This is a genomic window from Paraburkholderia sp. GAS41, from assembly GCF_050436545.1.
Taxonomy (GTDB): Bacteria; Pseudomonadota; Gammaproteobacteria; order Burkholderiales; family Burkholderiaceae; genus Paraburkholderia.
In genome coordinates this window covers 19,282-35,438 of record NZ_JBNDMK010000035.1, presented here as the reverse complement: position 1 = coordinate 35,438, position 16,157 = coordinate 19,282, and the positions used below count along the sequence as shown (strand labels likewise).

Annotated in this window: 11 protein-coding genes; 3 read left to right on the top strand and 8 right to left on the bottom strand. The window is 64.6% G+C overall.

What is annotated here, in order from left to right; all coding sequences use genetic code 11:
• The first annotated feature begins 80 nt into the window (after window positions 1-80).
• Window positions 81-1,388 (top strand): solute carrier family 23 protein, encoded by a 1,308-nt coding sequence (locus tag P3T43_RS32395; RefSeq protein ID WP_429285081.1) that lies wholly within the window; start codon window positions 81-83, stop codon window positions 1,386-1,388.
• Between the two features lie 108 nt (window positions 1,389-1,496).
• Here the strand turns inward: P3T43_RS32395 and P3T43_RS32390 are convergent, their stop codons facing one another.
• Window positions 1,497-3,164: a Na+/H+ antiporter gene (locus tag P3T43_RS32390; RefSeq protein ID WP_429285080.1), complete on the bottom strand. Its 1,668-nt coding sequence runs from the start codon at window positions 3,162-3,164 to the stop codon at window positions 1,497-1,499.
• Window positions 3,165-3,537: 373 nt separating this feature from the next.
• Between P3T43_RS32390 and P3T43_RS32385 the strand changes: the two genes are divergently transcribed.
• Both P3T43_RS32385 and P3T43_RS32380 read left to right on the top strand, forming a co-directional pair.
• Window positions 3,538-4,815 (top strand): sensor domain-containing phosphodiesterase, encoded by a 1,278-nt coding sequence (locus tag P3T43_RS32385; protein ID WP_429285079.1) that lies wholly within the window; start codon window positions 3,538-3,540, stop codon window positions 4,813-4,815.
• Between the two features lie 112 nt (window positions 4,816-4,927).
• On the top strand, window positions 4,928-5,626 hold the full coding sequence (locus tag P3T43_RS32380; protein WP_429285078.1) for a copper homeostasis protein CutC: 699 nt from the start codon (window positions 4,928-4,930) through the stop codon (window positions 5,624-5,626).
• Window positions 5,627-5,685: 59 nt separating this feature from the next.
• On the opposite strand, the gene P3T43_RS32375 is transcribed toward P3T43_RS32380, so the two are convergent.
• The 7 genes from P3T43_RS32375 to P3T43_RS32345 all read right to left on the bottom strand — a co-directional run bounded on the left by P3T43_RS32375 (window position 5,686) and on the right by P3T43_RS32345 (window position 16,115).
• On the bottom strand, window positions 5,686-9,279 hold the full coding sequence (locus P3T43_RS32375) for an indolepyruvate ferredoxin oxidoreductase family protein (protein WP_429285077.1): 3,594 nt from the start codon (window positions 9,277-9,279) through the stop codon (window positions 5,686-5,688).
• 198 nt (window positions 9,280-9,477) lie between these two features.
• Window positions 9,478-10,488, bottom strand: a complete 1,011-nt coding sequence (locus P3T43_RS32370; protein ID WP_429285076.1) for an ion channel — start codon at window positions 10,486-10,488, stop codon at window positions 9,478-9,480.
• A 108-nt stretch (window positions 10,489-10,596) separates the two neighbouring features.
• Entirely contained in the window at window positions 10,597-10,818 is a 222-nt protein-coding gene (locus P3T43_RS32365) for a hypothetical protein (RefSeq protein WP_429285075.1), read from the bottom strand.
• A gap of 77 nt (window positions 10,819-10,895) precedes the next feature.
• Window positions 10,896-11,807, bottom strand: a complete 912-nt coding sequence (locus tag P3T43_RS32360; protein ID WP_429285074.1) for a carbohydrate kinase family protein — start codon at window positions 11,805-11,807, stop codon at window positions 10,896-10,898.
• Between the two features lie 5 nt (window positions 11,808-11,812).
• Complete coding sequence (locus tag P3T43_RS32355; protein ID WP_429285073.1) at window positions 11,813-13,087, bottom strand: AGE family epimerase/isomerase; 1,275 nt, start codon at window positions 13,085-13,087, stop codon at window positions 11,813-11,815.
• Window positions 13,059-14,078 (bottom strand): LacI family DNA-binding transcriptional regulator, encoded by a 1,020-nt coding sequence (locus tag P3T43_RS32350; RefSeq protein ID WP_429285072.1) that lies wholly within the window; start codon window positions 14,076-14,078, stop codon window positions 13,059-13,061. Before P3T43_RS32350 ends, P3T43_RS32355 begins: the two co-directional genes overlap by 29 nt.
• A 189-nt stretch (window positions 14,079-14,267) precedes the next feature.
• Entirely contained in the window at window positions 14,268-16,115 is a 1,848-nt protein-coding gene (locus P3T43_RS32345) for an EAL domain-containing protein (RefSeq protein WP_429285071.1), read from the bottom strand.
• Window positions 16,116-16,157 lie beyond the last annotated feature (42 nt).

Genomic DNA, 16,157 nt, shown 5'->3' with positions numbered 1-16,157 from the left:
CCGCTCTGGCTAAGTAGCGACGCCGCGACAGCGTCGTCCGCGCCGGACGCAAACCACGCCGATAGAGGAGACCCCCCGTCATGGCCGATTCCTATTTCCCACGCTGGCGCACGCAGCCGAGCCCCGCCGAGGGCCGCGTCGTCAATACCGACGAGCGGCTCGCCTGGCCGCAGATGTTGGCGATGGGCATCCAGCACGTCGTCGCCATGTTCGGCTCGACCGTGCTCGCGCCGCTGCTGATGGGCTTCGATCCGAACCTGTGCATTTTCATGTCGGGGATCGGCACGCTGCTGTTCTTCGTGGTGGTGGGCGGCCGCGTGCCGAGCTATCTCGGTTCGAGCTTTTCGTTCATCGGCCTCGTGATTGCCGTGACCGGCTACGCGGGACACGGTCCCAATCTGAACATTCCCGTGGCGTTAGGCGGGATCGTCGCGTGTGGCGTGGTGTACGCGATCATCGGCCTGATCGTCACGGCGGTCGGCACGAAATGGATCGAAACACTGATGCCGCCGCTCGTGACCGGCGCGATCGTCTGCGTGATCGGCCTCAACCTCGCGCCGATCGCCGTAAAGGGCGTGAGCGGCAGCAACTTCGACTCGTGGATGGCGCTCGTCACCGTCCTGTGCGTCGCCGGCGTGGCGGTGTTTGCGCGCGGCATGCTGCAGCGTTTGCTGATTCTGGTGGGCCTCGTTATCGCTTACGTGATCTACGCCATCGTCACGAACGGTCTCGGCATGGGTAAGCCCATCGACTTCTCGATCGTCGCGAATGCTGCGTGGTTCGGCATGCCGCACTTCACCGCACCGGTCTTCAACGCGCAGGCGATGGCGTTGCTTGCGCCGGTTGCCGTGATCCTCGTGGCGGAAAATCTCGGCCATATCAAGGCGGTGAGCGCGATGACCGGCCAGAACCTCGATCGCTACGTGGGCCGTGCCTTCATTGGCGACGGTTTGGCCACCATTGTCTCGGGCTTCTCGGGCGGCACCGGCGTCACGACATACGCGGAAAACATCGGCGTGATGGCGGTGACGAAAATCTATTCGACGCTGGTATTCGTGATCGCCGCCTTGATCGCGCTGGTGCTCGGCTTCTCGCCGAAGTTCGGCGCGGTGATCCAGACGATTCCCGGACCGGTGCTGGGCGGCGTGTCGATCGTGGTGTTCGGGCTGATCGCGGTGACCGGCGCGCGTATCTGGGTCGTCAACAAGGTGGACTTCTCCGATAACCGCAATCTGATCGTCGCCGCCGTCACGCTCGTGCTCGGCGCAGGCGATTTTTCGCTGAAGCTGGGCGGCTTTGGGCTCGGCGGAATCGGCACCGCTACGTTCGGCTCGATCATCCTGTACGCGTTGTTGCGCCGCAAGCCGGCCCAGCAGCCGGCGGTCTGAGCGTACTACCGGGAAAACGGCGGGCGCCATGCGCTGCCAGTCTGTAGCCCTGGCTGGCAGCTAACCGTGTTGCCGTGCAGCGAGTCGCGCACAGGCGCACGCCGAGCTTCAGGCACGCGCCACGCCGCGTGTAATCAACGCGGTCTCCGAGAGATCCACCTCGCGCATCAGCTTGTTGAGCGTCACGTCGTTGATCTTCTGCTCATTGCGCAGCGCGAGCAGCACGGCGCGTTCGGCACGCATCGCGGTCAGCTTCATCTGAAACTCCAGCGCCTCCGCGCGCCGCGCCTGCTCGCTCGGCGCCTTGCTCGCGTCACCGAGGGTGGCGAGGCGCCGGCGGTAAATATCCATCACCCGTGCCGCCACATCCGCGGAATACGCGAAGGACGATTCATCGAGATCGGCGCTCGCGGTTTCATGCAGATCGTCGATAGCGCGGATCGCCGCTTGCGCCGCGAACTTGCGGGCGAGCCGTTCCTCGGCGGCGTGCGGATCGCGTCCGCGCCGCCAGCCGCTCAGCAGAAGCGGCAAGCCGATCACCGCCACCAGCAGCGAGACCAGAATCACGCCCGTGGCGATGAAGATCGCGAGATCCCGGCCTGGCAGCGGAACGCCGTTGGGTAAAACTTCCGGCAGCGACAGCACGCCCGCCATCGTGACCGCGCCACGCACCCCGGCGATGGTCGTGACCGTGACGGTCCGCAGGCCGGGCACCGCGCTGCTCAAGCCCTGTGCGGCTGCCCCGCGGCTCGCGTACCAGCGCAGCAGCCATACCCAGACGAAGCGCAGCGCATACAGCGCGAGCGCCACCGCCGAGATGTAGCTGATGAGCCGCACGACCTGCTCGTCGCCGGTCTCGTGCGCGTCGATCAGCGCCCGGCCGAGAATATGCGGAAATTGCAGCCCGAGCAGGATGAACACCATGCCGTTGAAGACGAACTCGATCATCGACCACGTGTTGTTGGAGCGTACGCGTGCCGACACGGGTGGGGCGTTCGCGATCATGGTGTAGTTCATCATCATCCCGGCGGCCACGGCGGCGAGGATCCCCGACCAGCCGAAATGCTCCGCGAACAGGTAGGCCGCAAACGGGATCAGCAGGGTCATCACGACACCCGGCGCGGGGTCGCCTTCCTCGTTGAGGTTCAGGAAATGCGCGGACGCGTAGCCGAACAGCCAGCTCACCGCGGCACCGGTCGCGAGGCCGCCCAAAGCGATGATCACGAAGCTGATCGACGCATCGCGTAGCGAGAACACGCCGGTCAACGCGGCGGCAATCGCAAACTTCAGCGCGACGAGACCAGACGCGTCGTTCATCAACGCCTCGCCTTCGAGGATGTGCATCAGGTTGGCTGGAATCCGGTTCTTGCCGGCGATGCCGCTCAGCGCGACCGCGTCGGTCGGCGACAGCACGGCGGCCAGCGCAAAGGCGACTGGCAGGGAGATCGCCGGCACCAGCGCATGCACGAAGTAGCCGACTGCCAGCACCGTCATGAACACCAGCCCCAGCGCGAGCAGCAGGATGGCGCGGCGCGCCATGAAGAACTCGCGTTTCGGAATACGCCATCCATCCGCGAACAATAACGGCGGAATGAAGAGCATCATGAAGATTTCCGAATTGAAGGTGACGTGCAGACCGAGCCTTGGCCACGCGAGCAGCGCCCCGACGACGATCTGCACGAGCGGCAGCGGCAGCTTGAAAGGCAGCACGCGAACGCCGACACCGGAGACGGCGACCGCGAGCAGCAGGATCAGAACGGTGAAAACAATTTCCATCGGGCTCGTTTGCTGAGATAGGGCGTGTTTTTGTCCACCGGTATTCGTGCGCGGCTCGGTGGACCCGTCAGGGATGAGTCGAAGTTTAACTTGAGCTTTCAACCTGGCGGAGCGTGACGTGCGACGAGCGGTGAGCGTTGAGTCACGGTGGGCGATCACCCGGGCGGCGTGCACCGATGAGGTGCGTCGTGCGCCCGGACACGACGCAGGCCGCTTTTGTCGGTGCAGCCTTGCATGCAAACTTCGTCGAAATGTGCGGCTGCGTGCGCACGGAGCTTGCTTAAGGGGTAGCGATGACGCACATTTTGAGAACCGGCACCGAGGGTATTCGCCTTCGCGATAGACCGGCTCCGATCTCGCGTGAGAGGAATGCATGACGATTGCGCAACAGGAGAGAACCGCCGCCGCACCGCACGGCTTCGAGGTCAGTGTGTCTTCGGGGCTGCAGCGGTATTCGGTACGGCATGGCGAGTGGGAGCTGACGAGCGTGTTTCAGCCGATCTTCAGCTTGTCGCATATGCGCGCGGTCGGGTACGAGGGTTTGCTGCGGGCTCACGATGCGCTCGACCGGCCGGTATCGCCGCTCGACGTATTCGGCCAGGCCGCGCGGCTCGGTGACGTGCTGCAGGTAGACCTGCTGGCCCAGGCGCTGCATCTGGAAAACTTCAACGTGCTCGGCGCCGAGAAGGAGTGGCTGTTTTTGAACGTCCATCCGGGGGCGTTGACCGATCCGTATCACGCCGCCGCGCTGCTCGCGAATCTGCGGCGGCTCGGTCTGTCGCCGCGGCGCATCGTGCTCGAAGTGCTGGAACAGCGCGCGGAAGATCTGGAGCGTCTCGCGGATGCCGTGCGCAAGTTTCGCGAACTCGGCTTTCTGATTGCGCTCGATGATTTTGGCGCGGGGCATTCGAATGTCGAGCGGATCTGGCAACTGAACCCGGACATCGTCAAGCTCGACCGCATCATGCTCTCGCATGCCGCGCATCGCGCCGACATGGCGACGATCCTGCCGGGCCTGGTCGCGCTGTTGCACGAAGCGGGCAAGCTGGTGCTGATCGAAGGCGTGGAGACCGAACATGAGGCGCAGATGGCGCTCGCCTGCGACGCCGATTTCGTGCAGGGCTTTTTCTTCGGCCGGCCGAATCCGGGGGCGGCGGACAGCGCGCAAGCCTTGACTTGCATCAGCGAAGTCACGGAGCGTTATCGCGATCAGGCCGAAGCGCGCGAGCGGCGCAATGCGAGCCGGCTCGCGCCGTATATCCGCGCTTTCGAACGGGCGGCCGAGCGGCTTGCCGCCGGCGAGCCGCTCGATGAAGTGTGCTGGAATTTCCTCGCGCTCGATCACGCGGCGCGCTGCTTCCTGCTGGATGCAAAGGGCCGTCAGGCCGGCCGCAACGTGGTGCTGCGCGCCGATCGTGCGGCGCACGAGACGCGCTTCCTGCCGCTGGCCGATGCGCAGGGCGCGAACTGGTTGCGTCGACCGTATTTTCGCGCGGCGATCAATGCGCCGGAGCGGGTGCATGTGACGCGGCCGTATCTGTCGATCAACGAGGCGCTGCCGTGCGTCACGCTGTCGGTGGTGACGCATGTCGGCACCCAGACGTGCGTGCTGTGCGGCGATATCGACTGGGTGGATGAAGAGCGGTTCTGAGCAGAAGCCAAGCGGGCGTCGCGCGCGAGATTTCCCGCGGGCGCCAGCAATCCCTGGCACGACTGGGTGCTTTCCTGAGCGATGATGTCGTTTTTAACGACGCTCAGCCGCCATGTCTGAATCTCACGTTTTGCTGGAAGTCATCGCCACCACGGTTGCCGATGCGCGCCTCGCCGCGCAGGCGGGAGCCAACCGGCTCGAATTGATTACCGCTATGGGCGAGGGCGGCCTGACGCCCAGCGTTGGGTTGATCGAGGCGGTAGTGGCGGCGGTGGCGATTCCGGTGAACGTCATCGTGCGGCCGCATAGCCGCTCCTTCGTATTCGATCCGGACGATTACGCCGTGATGCTGCGGGACGTGCGCGCGGTTGCGGCGGCGGGCGCGCATGGGGTGGTAATCGGCATGTTGACGCCGGACGGTGCAATCGACCGCGAAGGTCTGGCGCGCGCCATCGACGCTGCGGATGGTCTCGCGATTACGTTTCATCGCGCCTTCGATGAAACCCGCGATCTGCGCGACGCGCTCGATGTATTGCTGGGGTTCGAGGCCGTCACGAACGTGCTGACCTCAGGCGGCAAGCCATCCGTGTTGCAGGCTGAAGCGACGATTCGCGCGCTGGTGCAGCAGGCGGCGGGTTCGCACTGCACCGTACTGGCGGGCGCGGGTTTGACGGTCGATGCCGTGGCCGGGTTCGTTCAGGCTACCCAGGTGAAGGCCGTGCACTTCGGCTCCGGTGTGCGGACGGGCGGGAATGGACTCGCGCCGGTCGATCCGGTGAGGGTGGCGAGGGTGAGAGCGCTACTTGGATGACTGATGCCGAAACGCCGCCACGAACCAACCCCTTCGCAGCGGCGCCCACCGTCACACACTCACTTCGCCACAACCACCGGGATCCCGCGCAAGGTCCCCACGCCCTTCGCTTCATCCAGCGCCTGCCTGACCGCGGCACTCGTCGCCGCTTCGATCTGCAGACGCGCGGCCAGCTCACGTTCGCTGCGCTTCACCCCGGCCAGATTCGCCAGCTTCACATGCCCATAGCCACGCACACGCGCATGCAGATCCGCCAGTTTGGCAATCTCCTCGACGTTCAGCGCGTCGAGCTTCGCGAACGCGTTCTGCATGGTGACTTCGTAGTCGTCGGCGAGGGCGCGTTCCATGCGGCGCTCGAGCGTGCGGCCAAACGGATCGAGTAGGGTGCCGCGTAATGTGCGGAATTTCGCTATGACGCCGAGTACCGGCCACAGCCACTGACCGAAGGTCTTCTTCACCGGCGTCGCACCCTGCTTCGGACGTGACAACGTGGGCGGCGCGAGATTGAATTTTACGCCGAAGTCCTTGCCGGCCACCCCTTCGAATTGGGCTTCGAGCGAGGCGCGGAAAGCGCTATCCGTATGCAGACGCGCGACTTCATATTCGTCCTTCGCCGCCAGCAGGCGATAGAACGTCGTCGCCACAGCGCGCGCCACACGTTCACTGGCGGCCGCGTCGCCGCTACCCGTTGCCGCGCGGCGCGCCGCATCGACCAGTGCACGATAACGCTTCACATAAGACTCGCCGCCATACACCGCAAGGCGTGCTTCACGATGCGCGATCAGTTCATCCAACGTATCGATCCGCGCGGGTCGCTGCCCCGCATGGCGCTCCTGCCACAGAGCGTCGAGCGCCGCAGGATCAGCCGCTGCAAGACGGCCCACCGAAAACGCCAACTGGTTCATCTGCACGGCGACATTGTTCAGTTCGATCGCCCGCATCATCGCGGCGAACGACACCGGCACGAGGCCGAGTTGCCAGGCAAAACCGAGCATCAGAATATTGGCGCCGATCGTATCGCCGAGAAAGCGTGTCGCCAGTGCCTGGGCGTCGCAACTCGACATGCGTTCATCGCCTGCCGCGTGACGCATCTTGTCGATCAGCGCGTTGGCATGCAGGTTCGCGTCCGGGTTCTGCACAAAAGTCGCATTCGGAATCGCATGCGTATTCACGACGATCCGCGTACGGCCATGGCGCACCGTTTGCAGCGCATCGGAACTCGCGCCGACCACCATGTCGCAGGCAAGCAGCACATCGGCCTGCTGCGTGTCGATGCGCACCTGGTTGAGCCATTCGTCGCGCGCGGCGAAGCGCACGAACGACAACACCGAGCCGCCCTTCTGCGCAAAGCCCATGAAGTCGAGCACCGAAGCGCTCTTGCCCTCCAGATGCGCGGCCATGCTGATCAGCGCGCCCACCGTCACGACGCCTGTGCCGCCGACGCCTGTGACCAGAATGTCGTACGGCGCGGCATCGAGTCGCGTGGACGGCACGGGCAGACCATCCACGCGGGCGGCCAGCGCAGCGGCATCGAATGCCGCGCCGGCGGCTTTCTTGAGCTTGCCGCCTTCGATAGTCACGAAGCTCGGGCAAAAACCGTTCACGCAGGAATAATCCTTGTTGCACGACGACTGATCGATACGGCGTTTGCGGCCCAGCGCCGTCTCGACCGGTTCAACCGACAGGCAGTTCGACTGCACGCCGCAATCGCCGCATCCCTCGCAGACCTCTTCGTTGATGAAGAGGCGCTTGTCCGGGTCGGGGAATTCCCCTTTCTTCCTGCGGCGACGCTTCTCGGCCGCGCAGGTCTGGTCGTAGATCAGGACGGTGACGCCGTCGATATCGCGCAGCACGCGCTGCACCGCATCGAGTTCGCTGCGATGGTGGAACGTGGTGCCTTGCGGAAACAGCCCATGATGGCCGTCGTATTTCTCGGGCTCGTCGCTGACCACCACGAAGCGCGAGACGCCTTCGGCTTCCACCTGACGGGCAATCTGCGGCACCGAGATGCTGCCGTCGACCGGCTGGCCGCCGGTCATCGCCACCGCGTCGTTATAGAGAATCTTATAGGTGATGGTGGCTTTCGCCGCGACCGCCTGGCGGATCGCCAGAATGCCGGAATGGAAGTAGGTGCCGTCGCCGAGATTCTGGAAAACGTGCCGGGTTTTCGTAAACATCGAATGCGAAGCCCAGTCCACGCCTTCGCCGCCCATCTGGATCAGTCCGGTCGTGTCGCGCTCCATCCACGAAGCCATGAAGTGGCAGCCAATCCCGGCTTGCGCGATCGAACCGTCCGGAACTTTCGTCGACGTGTTGTGCGGGCAGCCAGAACAGAAATACGGCGTGCGCTTGACCGCATCCGCGGCGTTCGAAAGGATTTGCGGCGCCACCAGATCGACCACGCGCTCACGGCGGTCGAGCGCGGGCTTGTGCCGCGCGAGCCAGTTCGCGAACACCGGCAGGATGCGCGAGGGCCGCAGTTCGCCGAGCGACGACAACAGCAGCGAACCGTCCTCGGCGTTCTTGCCGACCACGACAGGACGCGCGCCGTCGCGCCGGTTGTACAGGTAGTCCTTGATCTGCTGTTCGATGACCGGGCCTTTTTCCTCGATCACCAGTACTTCCGCGAGGCCCTCGACGAACCGGTCGATGCGCGACATCTCCAGCGGGAACGACAGCCCGACCTTGTAGATCCGCACGCCTGCCGCGTCGAGATCGGCGACGGTGAGGTCGAGCCGGCGCAGCGCTTCCATCAGATCCAGATGCGCCTTGCCGCAGGTGATGATGCCGACATTCGCATGCGGGCTCGGCGCGATCCATTTGTCGATGCTGTTGCTGCGCGCAAATTGGCGCGCGGCGTCGAGTTTGGCGGCGAGCCGCGCTTCGATGGTGAGGCTTGGCAGATCGGGCCAGCGGTTATGCAGACCACCTGCTGGCAGCACGAAATCTTGCGGGACGCTCCACTGTGTTTGCAGCGCGTCGAGGTCGACGGTCGAACCGGATTCGACCGTTTCGGAAATCGCCTTGTAGCCGACCCACGCGCCCGAGAAGCGCGACAGCGCCCAGCCGTACAGGCCGAATTCCAGCATGTCGGCGACGTTCGACGGGTTCACCACCGGCATATGCCAGCCCATCATCGCAAAGTCGCTTTGATGCGGCATCGACGACGACACGCAGCCGTGATCGTCGCCCGCCACCACGAGCACACCGCCATGCTGCGACGAACCGTAGGCGTTGCCGTGCTTGAGCGCATCGCCCGCGCGATCGACGCCGGGGCCCTTGCCGTACCACATCGCAAACACACCTTCGACGGTGCGCTCCGGGTCCGATTCGACCCGCTGCGTGCCGAGCACGGCGGTGCCGCCAAGTTCTTCGTTGATCGCCGGCAGGAAGCGGATTTCACTCGCTGCGAGCAGTTTCTTCGCCTTCCACAATTGCTGGTCGACCATGCCGAGCGGCGAGCCGCGATAGCCGCTGATGAAGCCGGCGGTGTTCATGCCGCGTGCCTGGTCGACGGCGCGTTGCATCAGCGCGAGACGCACCAGCGCCTGCGTGCCGGTGAGAAAAATGCGGCCGCGCGTCGCGGTGAGGTTATCGGACAGCTTGTAATCGGCGAGGGCGGGCGTGCCGTCGATGGGCAGGCGAGCGGTCATGGTGAGTCTCCGTTTTTATGCGTTCGCGCGAAGTGGATGGGGACCACGAAGGCCTCGCGTCGAAAGAGACTCTATTTTTTAACGCCGATCAGAGAATATTTTTGCTGGTTTAGCGGTTTGTTGGCTCACGGGAGTGAAGTACTCCGCGAATTCGCATTGATTTGAGATAGATCTGCCGGGGTGCGGGACAACCCCAGCTCAGGTGCCGGGTACCGCATGCGGGTCGACCTCGGCCGGCCGGAAGGGCTTGGTCAACGGTTCGAGCACCTCGACGTCGTCGAAATGCGAGTAGTCGATATGGCTGATGCCATCCACTTCGCGCATCACGTCGACGTATTTGTGCCCCCAGAGAATATTCTTCGCTTCCCACTCGTGACGATCCTGCATGGTCTGCGAGGTTTCTTCGTCGGCGCCTTCGATGGAAATGAGCAAGGAAGCGTCGCGCGCTTTCATCGACTCCGGCGTTTCGCCGAACAGCGGGCTGGTCTCGTCGATCACGTGCATCAGGGTCCAGCCGAACAGGAAGATGGGATGCTGTTCGCGCACGAGCGTCAGGTCGTAGAGTTTGCGCAGTGTGTAGCCTTCGACGGTTGTTTCGAGGCGCATCATGCGCATTTTGGCGCGCGCTTCGGCAATCACATTCTGGCGCGCGTTGGCGGCGCGCGCCATCAGCGTCATGTGGCCGTCGAGCGGCCGGACCACCGCGTAGCGGGCAAACATGATCTTGGCGCGGGGCCGCGAAAAGCGCGCGAAGATCAGGCCGGTCGCGAGAGCAATGCCTGACATGCCGACGAAGATTTCGAGGGTGGCGATCCAGTGCGCGTAGATCGTCTGCGGATGCATGTCGCCGTAGCCGACCGTGGCGAGCGTTTCGACGCTAAAGAAAAACGCACCGCCGAAGCCAGTGGGAAACTGGTTCGCAATCGACGCCGTGCCGAGCATGTAGAGCGAGGCGAACGTTGCGTTGAGCAGCAGGAACATCATGGCCAGCGAGACGAAGAACACCGGCCACTTGACCGTCAATGCGCGGTGGTAAATGTCCTGCCAGAAGTGAACCGGTATGCCGTGCGCGACGACCATACGCGAGTTGATGCGCATCTCGCGGCTGCCACGAGGCAGGCGCTTGCGCGAGCCCGGCAAGACGGTGTCGTCGCCGGTGCGCATCTCGGCACCGGGGCTGGTGGCGCGGTCTGACGTTTCGGTAGCCATTGCATGTTTTTTCGGCATGAAAACGCGCAAAGCGTAGCATGCCGCGGGGCTCGGGACGAGTATCGCGCACAAGCCATAGAGCAGGCGCGCGGCACCTGCCGGAGCCGCCTAGAATTCGATCTCGCCGAGGATGCGATGAGCCAGTGCCTTCGCTTCCTCGAGCGCTTCTTCTTCGCTCGCCGAGGTGGCCTCGACTTCGTAGACCGTGTTCTCGAGGCCCTCACCTTCATCGCGCGAGAGCGAGACCACGCCCCTGAATTCCCCGCCGTCTAGCGGACGCACTGTGGCGGTGGCCGTGTAGAGTCCTTTGGTGTAGGTGACGTCCTCCATGATGCTTCTCCGGCAAGGGGGAGATTCCATCCTAGCACGCCGTTTCCGGACTCACCGGCCTTCTCTGAAGCCGCCCGTCAGCCTTCCAGCAAGGCCACCACTTCGTCCAGCGACGGTGAGTGCGCACCCGAATGACGGCAGGCTGCGGCGCCAGCTGCCAGCGCGAACGCGAGATGTTCCTGCGACGTACGTTGCGGCGCCGTCATCAGGCTGAACAGGAAGCCGCCAATCGACGCATCGCCCGCGCCGACCGTATCGGCCACTTCGACGCGCGGCGGTTGCGCCTCGACGATCGTGTCGCCTTCGAACAAGGTCGCCTTCTCCGCGCCACGCGTCACCAGCACCGTCGCCTTGGGATTCATGGCGCGCAGTTCGGCGAGCGCCTCGGCTTCGGTGCCTTTGAACAGGAGGCGCAGGTCCTCGTCGGAGACCTTGATCAGGTCGGCGAGGGCAGCCATCTTGCGCAGCGTCGGCTCGTAGCCGTGCGCCATCAGGTTGCGGTAGTTCGGATCGAAGCTGATCTTGACGCCGCTTGCGCGCAGTTCTGCCGCCAGCGCCGCAAGCGTATCGCCGAGCGGCTGACGCACGAGGCTGATACAGCCGAAGTGCGCCCATTTCACATGGCTGATCCAGCCTTCCGGCAGTTGGGTGGGATCGAAGGCGAGGTCGGCGCCGTTCTCACCCATGAAGAAGTACGCCGGCGGATGCGTCTGATGGACGATCGCAAGCAGCGGCGGCCGCTCGACGCGCTGCATGAAGCGCATGTCGAGGCCCGCCGCGACGCTGGCGTTCCACAGTTCGTCGGAGAAGTTGTCGGTGCCGAGCGAGCCGACGCACGCCGTGCGCAGGCCGAGGCGCGCGACCGCGCGGGCCACGTTCCAGCCGGCGCCGCCGGGGCGCGACAGCCATTGCGAATCGCCGGTGCGCACGAGGTCGGTGAGGATGTCGCCGGGCGAAACGAAGAGCGGAAATTCTGTGCTGGCAGTCATGGTGCTCACCCTGCGGATTCGTTCGTGGAGGACGGCGCGTGCGGCAGTGCATGCGTCAGCACTTCGTAGCATGCGCCCATCGTGTGATAGTCGGTCTTGCCAGCGGGACTCTTTTCGTCGCTGTACTTGCGGTTGTCGCAAGTGAGGATGCGATACCACGCGCCGTATTGGTGGTCGACGAAATGTGCCCAGCTATAGCGCCAGATCTCGTCGTACCAGTCCCAGAAACGTTCGTTGCCGGTGCGCTTGCCGAGCAGCGCGGCAGTCGCGAAGGTTTCGGCCTGCACCCAGAAATACTTGTCGTGATCGCAGACCGTGCCGTCCGGGCCGAAGCCGTAGTACAGCCCGCCGTGATCGTCGTCCCAGGCGTGTGTCATGGCTGCGTCGAACAGTTCGATCGCACGCGGCAACAGCCACGGCAACGGACGATGCCGTTCGAGGATCAGCAGCAGCTTCGCCCATTCGGTCTGGTGACCCGGCTGGAAGCCCCACGGACGAAAGATGTTCGAACTGTCTTCCTCGTTGTAGTGCCAGTCCACCGACCAGTCCGCGTGGAAATGCTCCCATACGAGGCCTTGCGAGAGCTTCGCCTGACGCAGCGTAATGTTCGAAGCGACCCGCTCCGCGCGGTCCAGGTACACGAGGTGGCCGGTCGCCTCGTAGGCGGCCAGCAGCGCCTCGGTGGTGTGCATGTTGGCGTTCTGGCCGCGGTACGAACTCACGCGCCAGTCGGGCGTCGCTTCGTCGGCGTAGAGGCCGGCGGCGGCGTCCCAGAAGCGGTGCTCCATCAGCTCGAAGGTGGCGCCGATCATCGGCTTCGCTTCTTCGATACCAGCCATCGCGGCGTGCGAATACGCCAGCAGCACGAAGGCGAGGCCATAACAATGACGGGTGGCGTCGAGCACCTGCTTGCTGCCGTCGCGCCAGTCGAGTTCCCAGTCGTAGCCTTTAAGTTCGGCATCCCAGTGCACGTCGCGCAGGAAGGCGAGGCCGTGGCGCGCGTACTCCAGATGGTGCGGATCGCCGAACTCGCGGTAGGCCATCGCATAGTTGAACACGTAGCGACAACTGCTGACGAGGTGGCGGGTCGCGCGGTTGTAGATCGAACCGTCGTCGCGGAAGAAGTGATAGAAACCGCCGCTCGGATCGAACACGTTCGGCGCGTAGAAGCGCAAGGTGTCCTGGATATGCGAGAGCAGGAATTCGCGCTCGCGGAAGCTGGCGACTGCCGGCACTGGGCCGGTGGCGCGGTCAGGTTGAAGCGTATCGGGTTGCGTCATGGCTTTTTACCGAGGTACTGGCACGGGCAATGAGATGAACGGGCAGATGGACTTCGAGTTCGGCAGGCGACTCTTCGAGCAGCAGCTCGACGCCGCGCCGGCCGAGCGCTTCCTTGTCGACAGAGAGGGTCGATAGCGGCGGCGTGGCGTGGGCGGCGGCGGGGATGTCGTCGAAACCGATGATCGCGATGTCCTGCGGAACGCGCAGGCCGCGCGCAAGGCAGACGCGCAGCGCGGCGAGCGCGGCGGCGTCGTTGTAGGCAAACACGGCGTCGGGACGCTGCCCGGCGCCGCCGGGCGGGTCGAGCAGCCGTTGCATGGCGCGCGCGGCGCCGGTATCCGGATCGAGCCCGGCGTCGATGGTGATTTCCAGCGACGGATCGAACAGCAGACCGGCTTCGAAGAACGCACGGCGGTAACCGAGCGCGCGCTGCGCAATGCTGAAATGCGCGAGCGAACCGCCGATGAAGGCGATGCGCTTGTGCTGGTTGGCGAATAGATGCCGCATCGCAAGAGCGGCGCCGGCGGCGTTGTCGAGGTTCACCGAACGCAGGCCGGGCGCCCACAGGTCGATCAGCACGAGCGGACGCTGCATGGCGACCAGCGTGGTGAGCGTTTCGGGCTCGACAAAACCGGCAATGGCAACCGCGTCCGGCGCATGCAGGCGCAACTGCTGGATGACGTCTTCCGTGGGACCCGCCGTCAGCACCGACGGCACAATGCCGCGTTCGCGGCAGGCATCTTCGACGCCGTGCAGGACGTGCGAGAAGAATGGACTGGCGGCGAAGTTGTTGTGCTGGCGATGCAGGAGAAAGGTGAGCCGGCGGATGCGCGGGCGCAACTGGGCGTGGTCGTAGCCGAGCTGGCGCGCGGCTTCGACGACCCGCAGGCGGGTGGCGTCGGACAGGCCTGGCTGGTTCTTCAGCGCACGGGAGACGGTGCCGATCGACACGCTGGCGGCGCGGGCGACATCGCGGATGGTTGTGGCCATCAGGGTGGGCGGCGAGCGCTCGGCTGACCGCAGGTTAGTTGATTTTCGGCGATTGTATAGTAAAACGGATGCGAAAATCCCCCGGGTAACGCGATTTGATACGCGTAAATACCCGGAGGATGGGGGAATTGGTGATTTGCGGTGTTTAGTAAAACGCGCTAAACATGCGCTTGAAATGAACGCGGCGGGTCAGTCGTGCAGGGCTTGATGTGCCTCGGTATGCCCGCGCAACAGTGCCGCGCTCTCGTGCGCATCGATCAGCACGAAGCCCGACGTGTCGTGCTTGGCCCGCCGCTTGGCAAGCGCCGCGACCGACGCGATCTCCTCACTGCTGTAGAGCGCCGGGCCGCCGGCGGAGTCGACGTGCACGCAGCCGATCGCCATCGTGACAAAAGCGAAGAAGGTCGGATTGCCGCGCCGGTCCTCGCCATGGATGCCGCCCGCCAGGCGGTCGTCCGGTGCGTAGTAGCGTTGCGCGCCTTCGTTGAACACGTGGATGGCGCGCAGCACGCGGTCCTGCCAGTCGTCGCTCTGGAACAGGATCAGGAAGTCGTCGCCGCCCACGTGGCCGAGGAAGTCGCGCGTCGGGTCGCACACGTCGGCCAGCACGGCGGCGGCGAACTTGAGCACCTCGTCGCCTTGCCAGTAACCGTATTGATCGTTGAATGGCTTGAAATGATTCAGGTCGACGTAGCAGGCGTAGAAGCCGGCGTCGTTGCCGAGCAGCCGCGCAATATGTGAACTGATCGGGATGTTGCCGGGCAGGAAGGTCAGCGGGTTCGCATAACGGGCCGCTTCGATGCGCACTTCGGTCACCGCGCGCACCAGTTTCTCGCCGGTGCCGAGGCCCGCGTATTTACCGTTGTCGGTAATCACGAAGCCGTCGGCCAGATAGCGCTGGTCGTCGCTGGCGAGCAGCTTGGCCATCTGCTCGACCGTCATCGACTTCTCAATGGTGACCGGCGACGCGTTCGCGAACAGCAGGCACGGCCGCTTGCCGAACAGTTCGCGGTGATACGGCAGTGCATAGCGGTCCATGAAGCTGCGCCGGTTGATCAACGCCACGGGTTCGTCGTTCTCGACCACCGCTACCGCGTGCAGATCGGGCAAGCGGTTGAAGAGTTCGAGCACGTCGTTGTTGGTGGCGTGGCGCGGCAGGGCGGGCGCATGCACGAGCATCTTTTCCGAGGCCATGCCGCCCGAAGGCGAAGCGCTGACCGAGCGGGTGGTTTCCGGAAACACCGCAATGTGGCCGGCGCGGATCGCCTGGCGCGCGTCGTCGGCAACCACGCGCGCGGGTTGCGCGTGCGGGCGGCCGAAGAAATAGCCTTGCCCGCAACCAATCCCCATGTCGCGCACGACGATCAGGTCCGCCTCGTTTTCGATTCCCTCCGCGACGAGTTTCGCGCCGCTGGCGGTGGCGAAATGCTGCATCGCGCGCACCGCCTCGAATTTCAAGGGGTCGCTCGCGATATCGTGAATAAAGAAGCGGTCGATTTTCACGACGTCCGGTTGCAGCCGCACCCACAGGTTCATGCTGGCGTTCGCCGTGCCGTAGTCGTCGAGCGCGAATTGCGCGCCGGCGGTGCGCAGGGTCGTGAGGACCGGCAGGAAGGTGGCGACGTCGGGAATCGCGCTTTGCTCGGTCAACTCGATCACGATCCGCTCAGGTGCGATACCGGAGTGCCGCAGCATCGTGAAGGTGTCGTCACGCGCCTCGGCGAGCTGCCGCAGCGCGCCCGCGCTGAAGTTGAGGAACAATTTCCCTTCGCACGCGAGCTTCGCGAACGCCTCGATGCAGGTGCGTGCCGCCGCGCGCTCCAGGGCGATGACGCAACCCTCGGCGCTCGCCTGGGCGAACAGCGCGAACGGCGTTTCGAGCGGTGAGCCCGCGGGTCCGCGAATCAGCCCTTCGTAGCCAAGAATCGCGCCGTCATCGAAATCCACGATGGGTTGGAAGACGGCGGACAGATCACGCCGGGCGATCAAATCCTCGACGCTGGATGCCGCGAGTCGAGGGGACGAGCGAAATGACATGGCAGTAGGCCAAAGCGGTGGACCGTCGGCTTATCGGCAGCG

Coding starts and splice junctions, on each gene's coding strand:
- P3T43_RS32395 (WP_429285081.1), top strand. CDS start 81: ATGGCCGATTCCTATTTCCCACGCTGGCGCACGCAGCCGAGCCCCGCC.
- P3T43_RS32390 (WP_429285080.1), bottom strand. CDS start 3,164: ATGGAAATTGTTTTCACCGTTCTGATCCTGCTGCTCGCGGTCGCCGTC.
- P3T43_RS32385 (WP_429285079.1), top strand. CDS start 3,538: ATGACGATTGCGCAACAGGAGAGAACCGCCGCCGCACCGCACGGCTTC.
- P3T43_RS32380 (WP_429285078.1), top strand. CDS start 4,928: ATGTCTGAATCTCACGTTTTGCTGGAAGTCATCGCCACCACGGTTGCC.
- P3T43_RS32375 (WP_429285077.1), bottom strand. CDS start 9,279: ATGACCGCTCGCCTGCCCATCGACGGCACGCCCGCCCTCGCCGATTAC.
- P3T43_RS32370 (WP_429285076.1), bottom strand. CDS start 10,488: ATGGCTACCGAAACGTCAGACCGCGCCACCAGCCCCGGTGCCGAGATG.
- P3T43_RS32365 (WP_429285075.1), bottom strand. CDS start 10,818: ATGGAGGACGTCACCTACACCAAAGGACTCTACACGGCCACCGCCACA.
- P3T43_RS32360 (WP_429285074.1), bottom strand. CDS start 11,807: ATGACTGCCAGCACAGAATTTCCGCTCTTCGTTTCGCCCGGCGACATC.
- P3T43_RS32355 (WP_429285073.1), bottom strand. CDS start 13,087: ATGACGCAACCCGATACGCTTCAACCTGACCGCGCCACCGGCCCAGTG.
- P3T43_RS32350 (WP_429285072.1), bottom strand. CDS start 14,078: ATGGCCACAACCATCCGCGATGTCGCCCGCGCCGCCAGCGTGTCGATC.
- P3T43_RS32345 (WP_429285071.1), bottom strand. CDS start 16,115: ATGTCATTTCGCTCGTCCCCTCGACTCGCGGCATCCAGCGTCGAGGAT.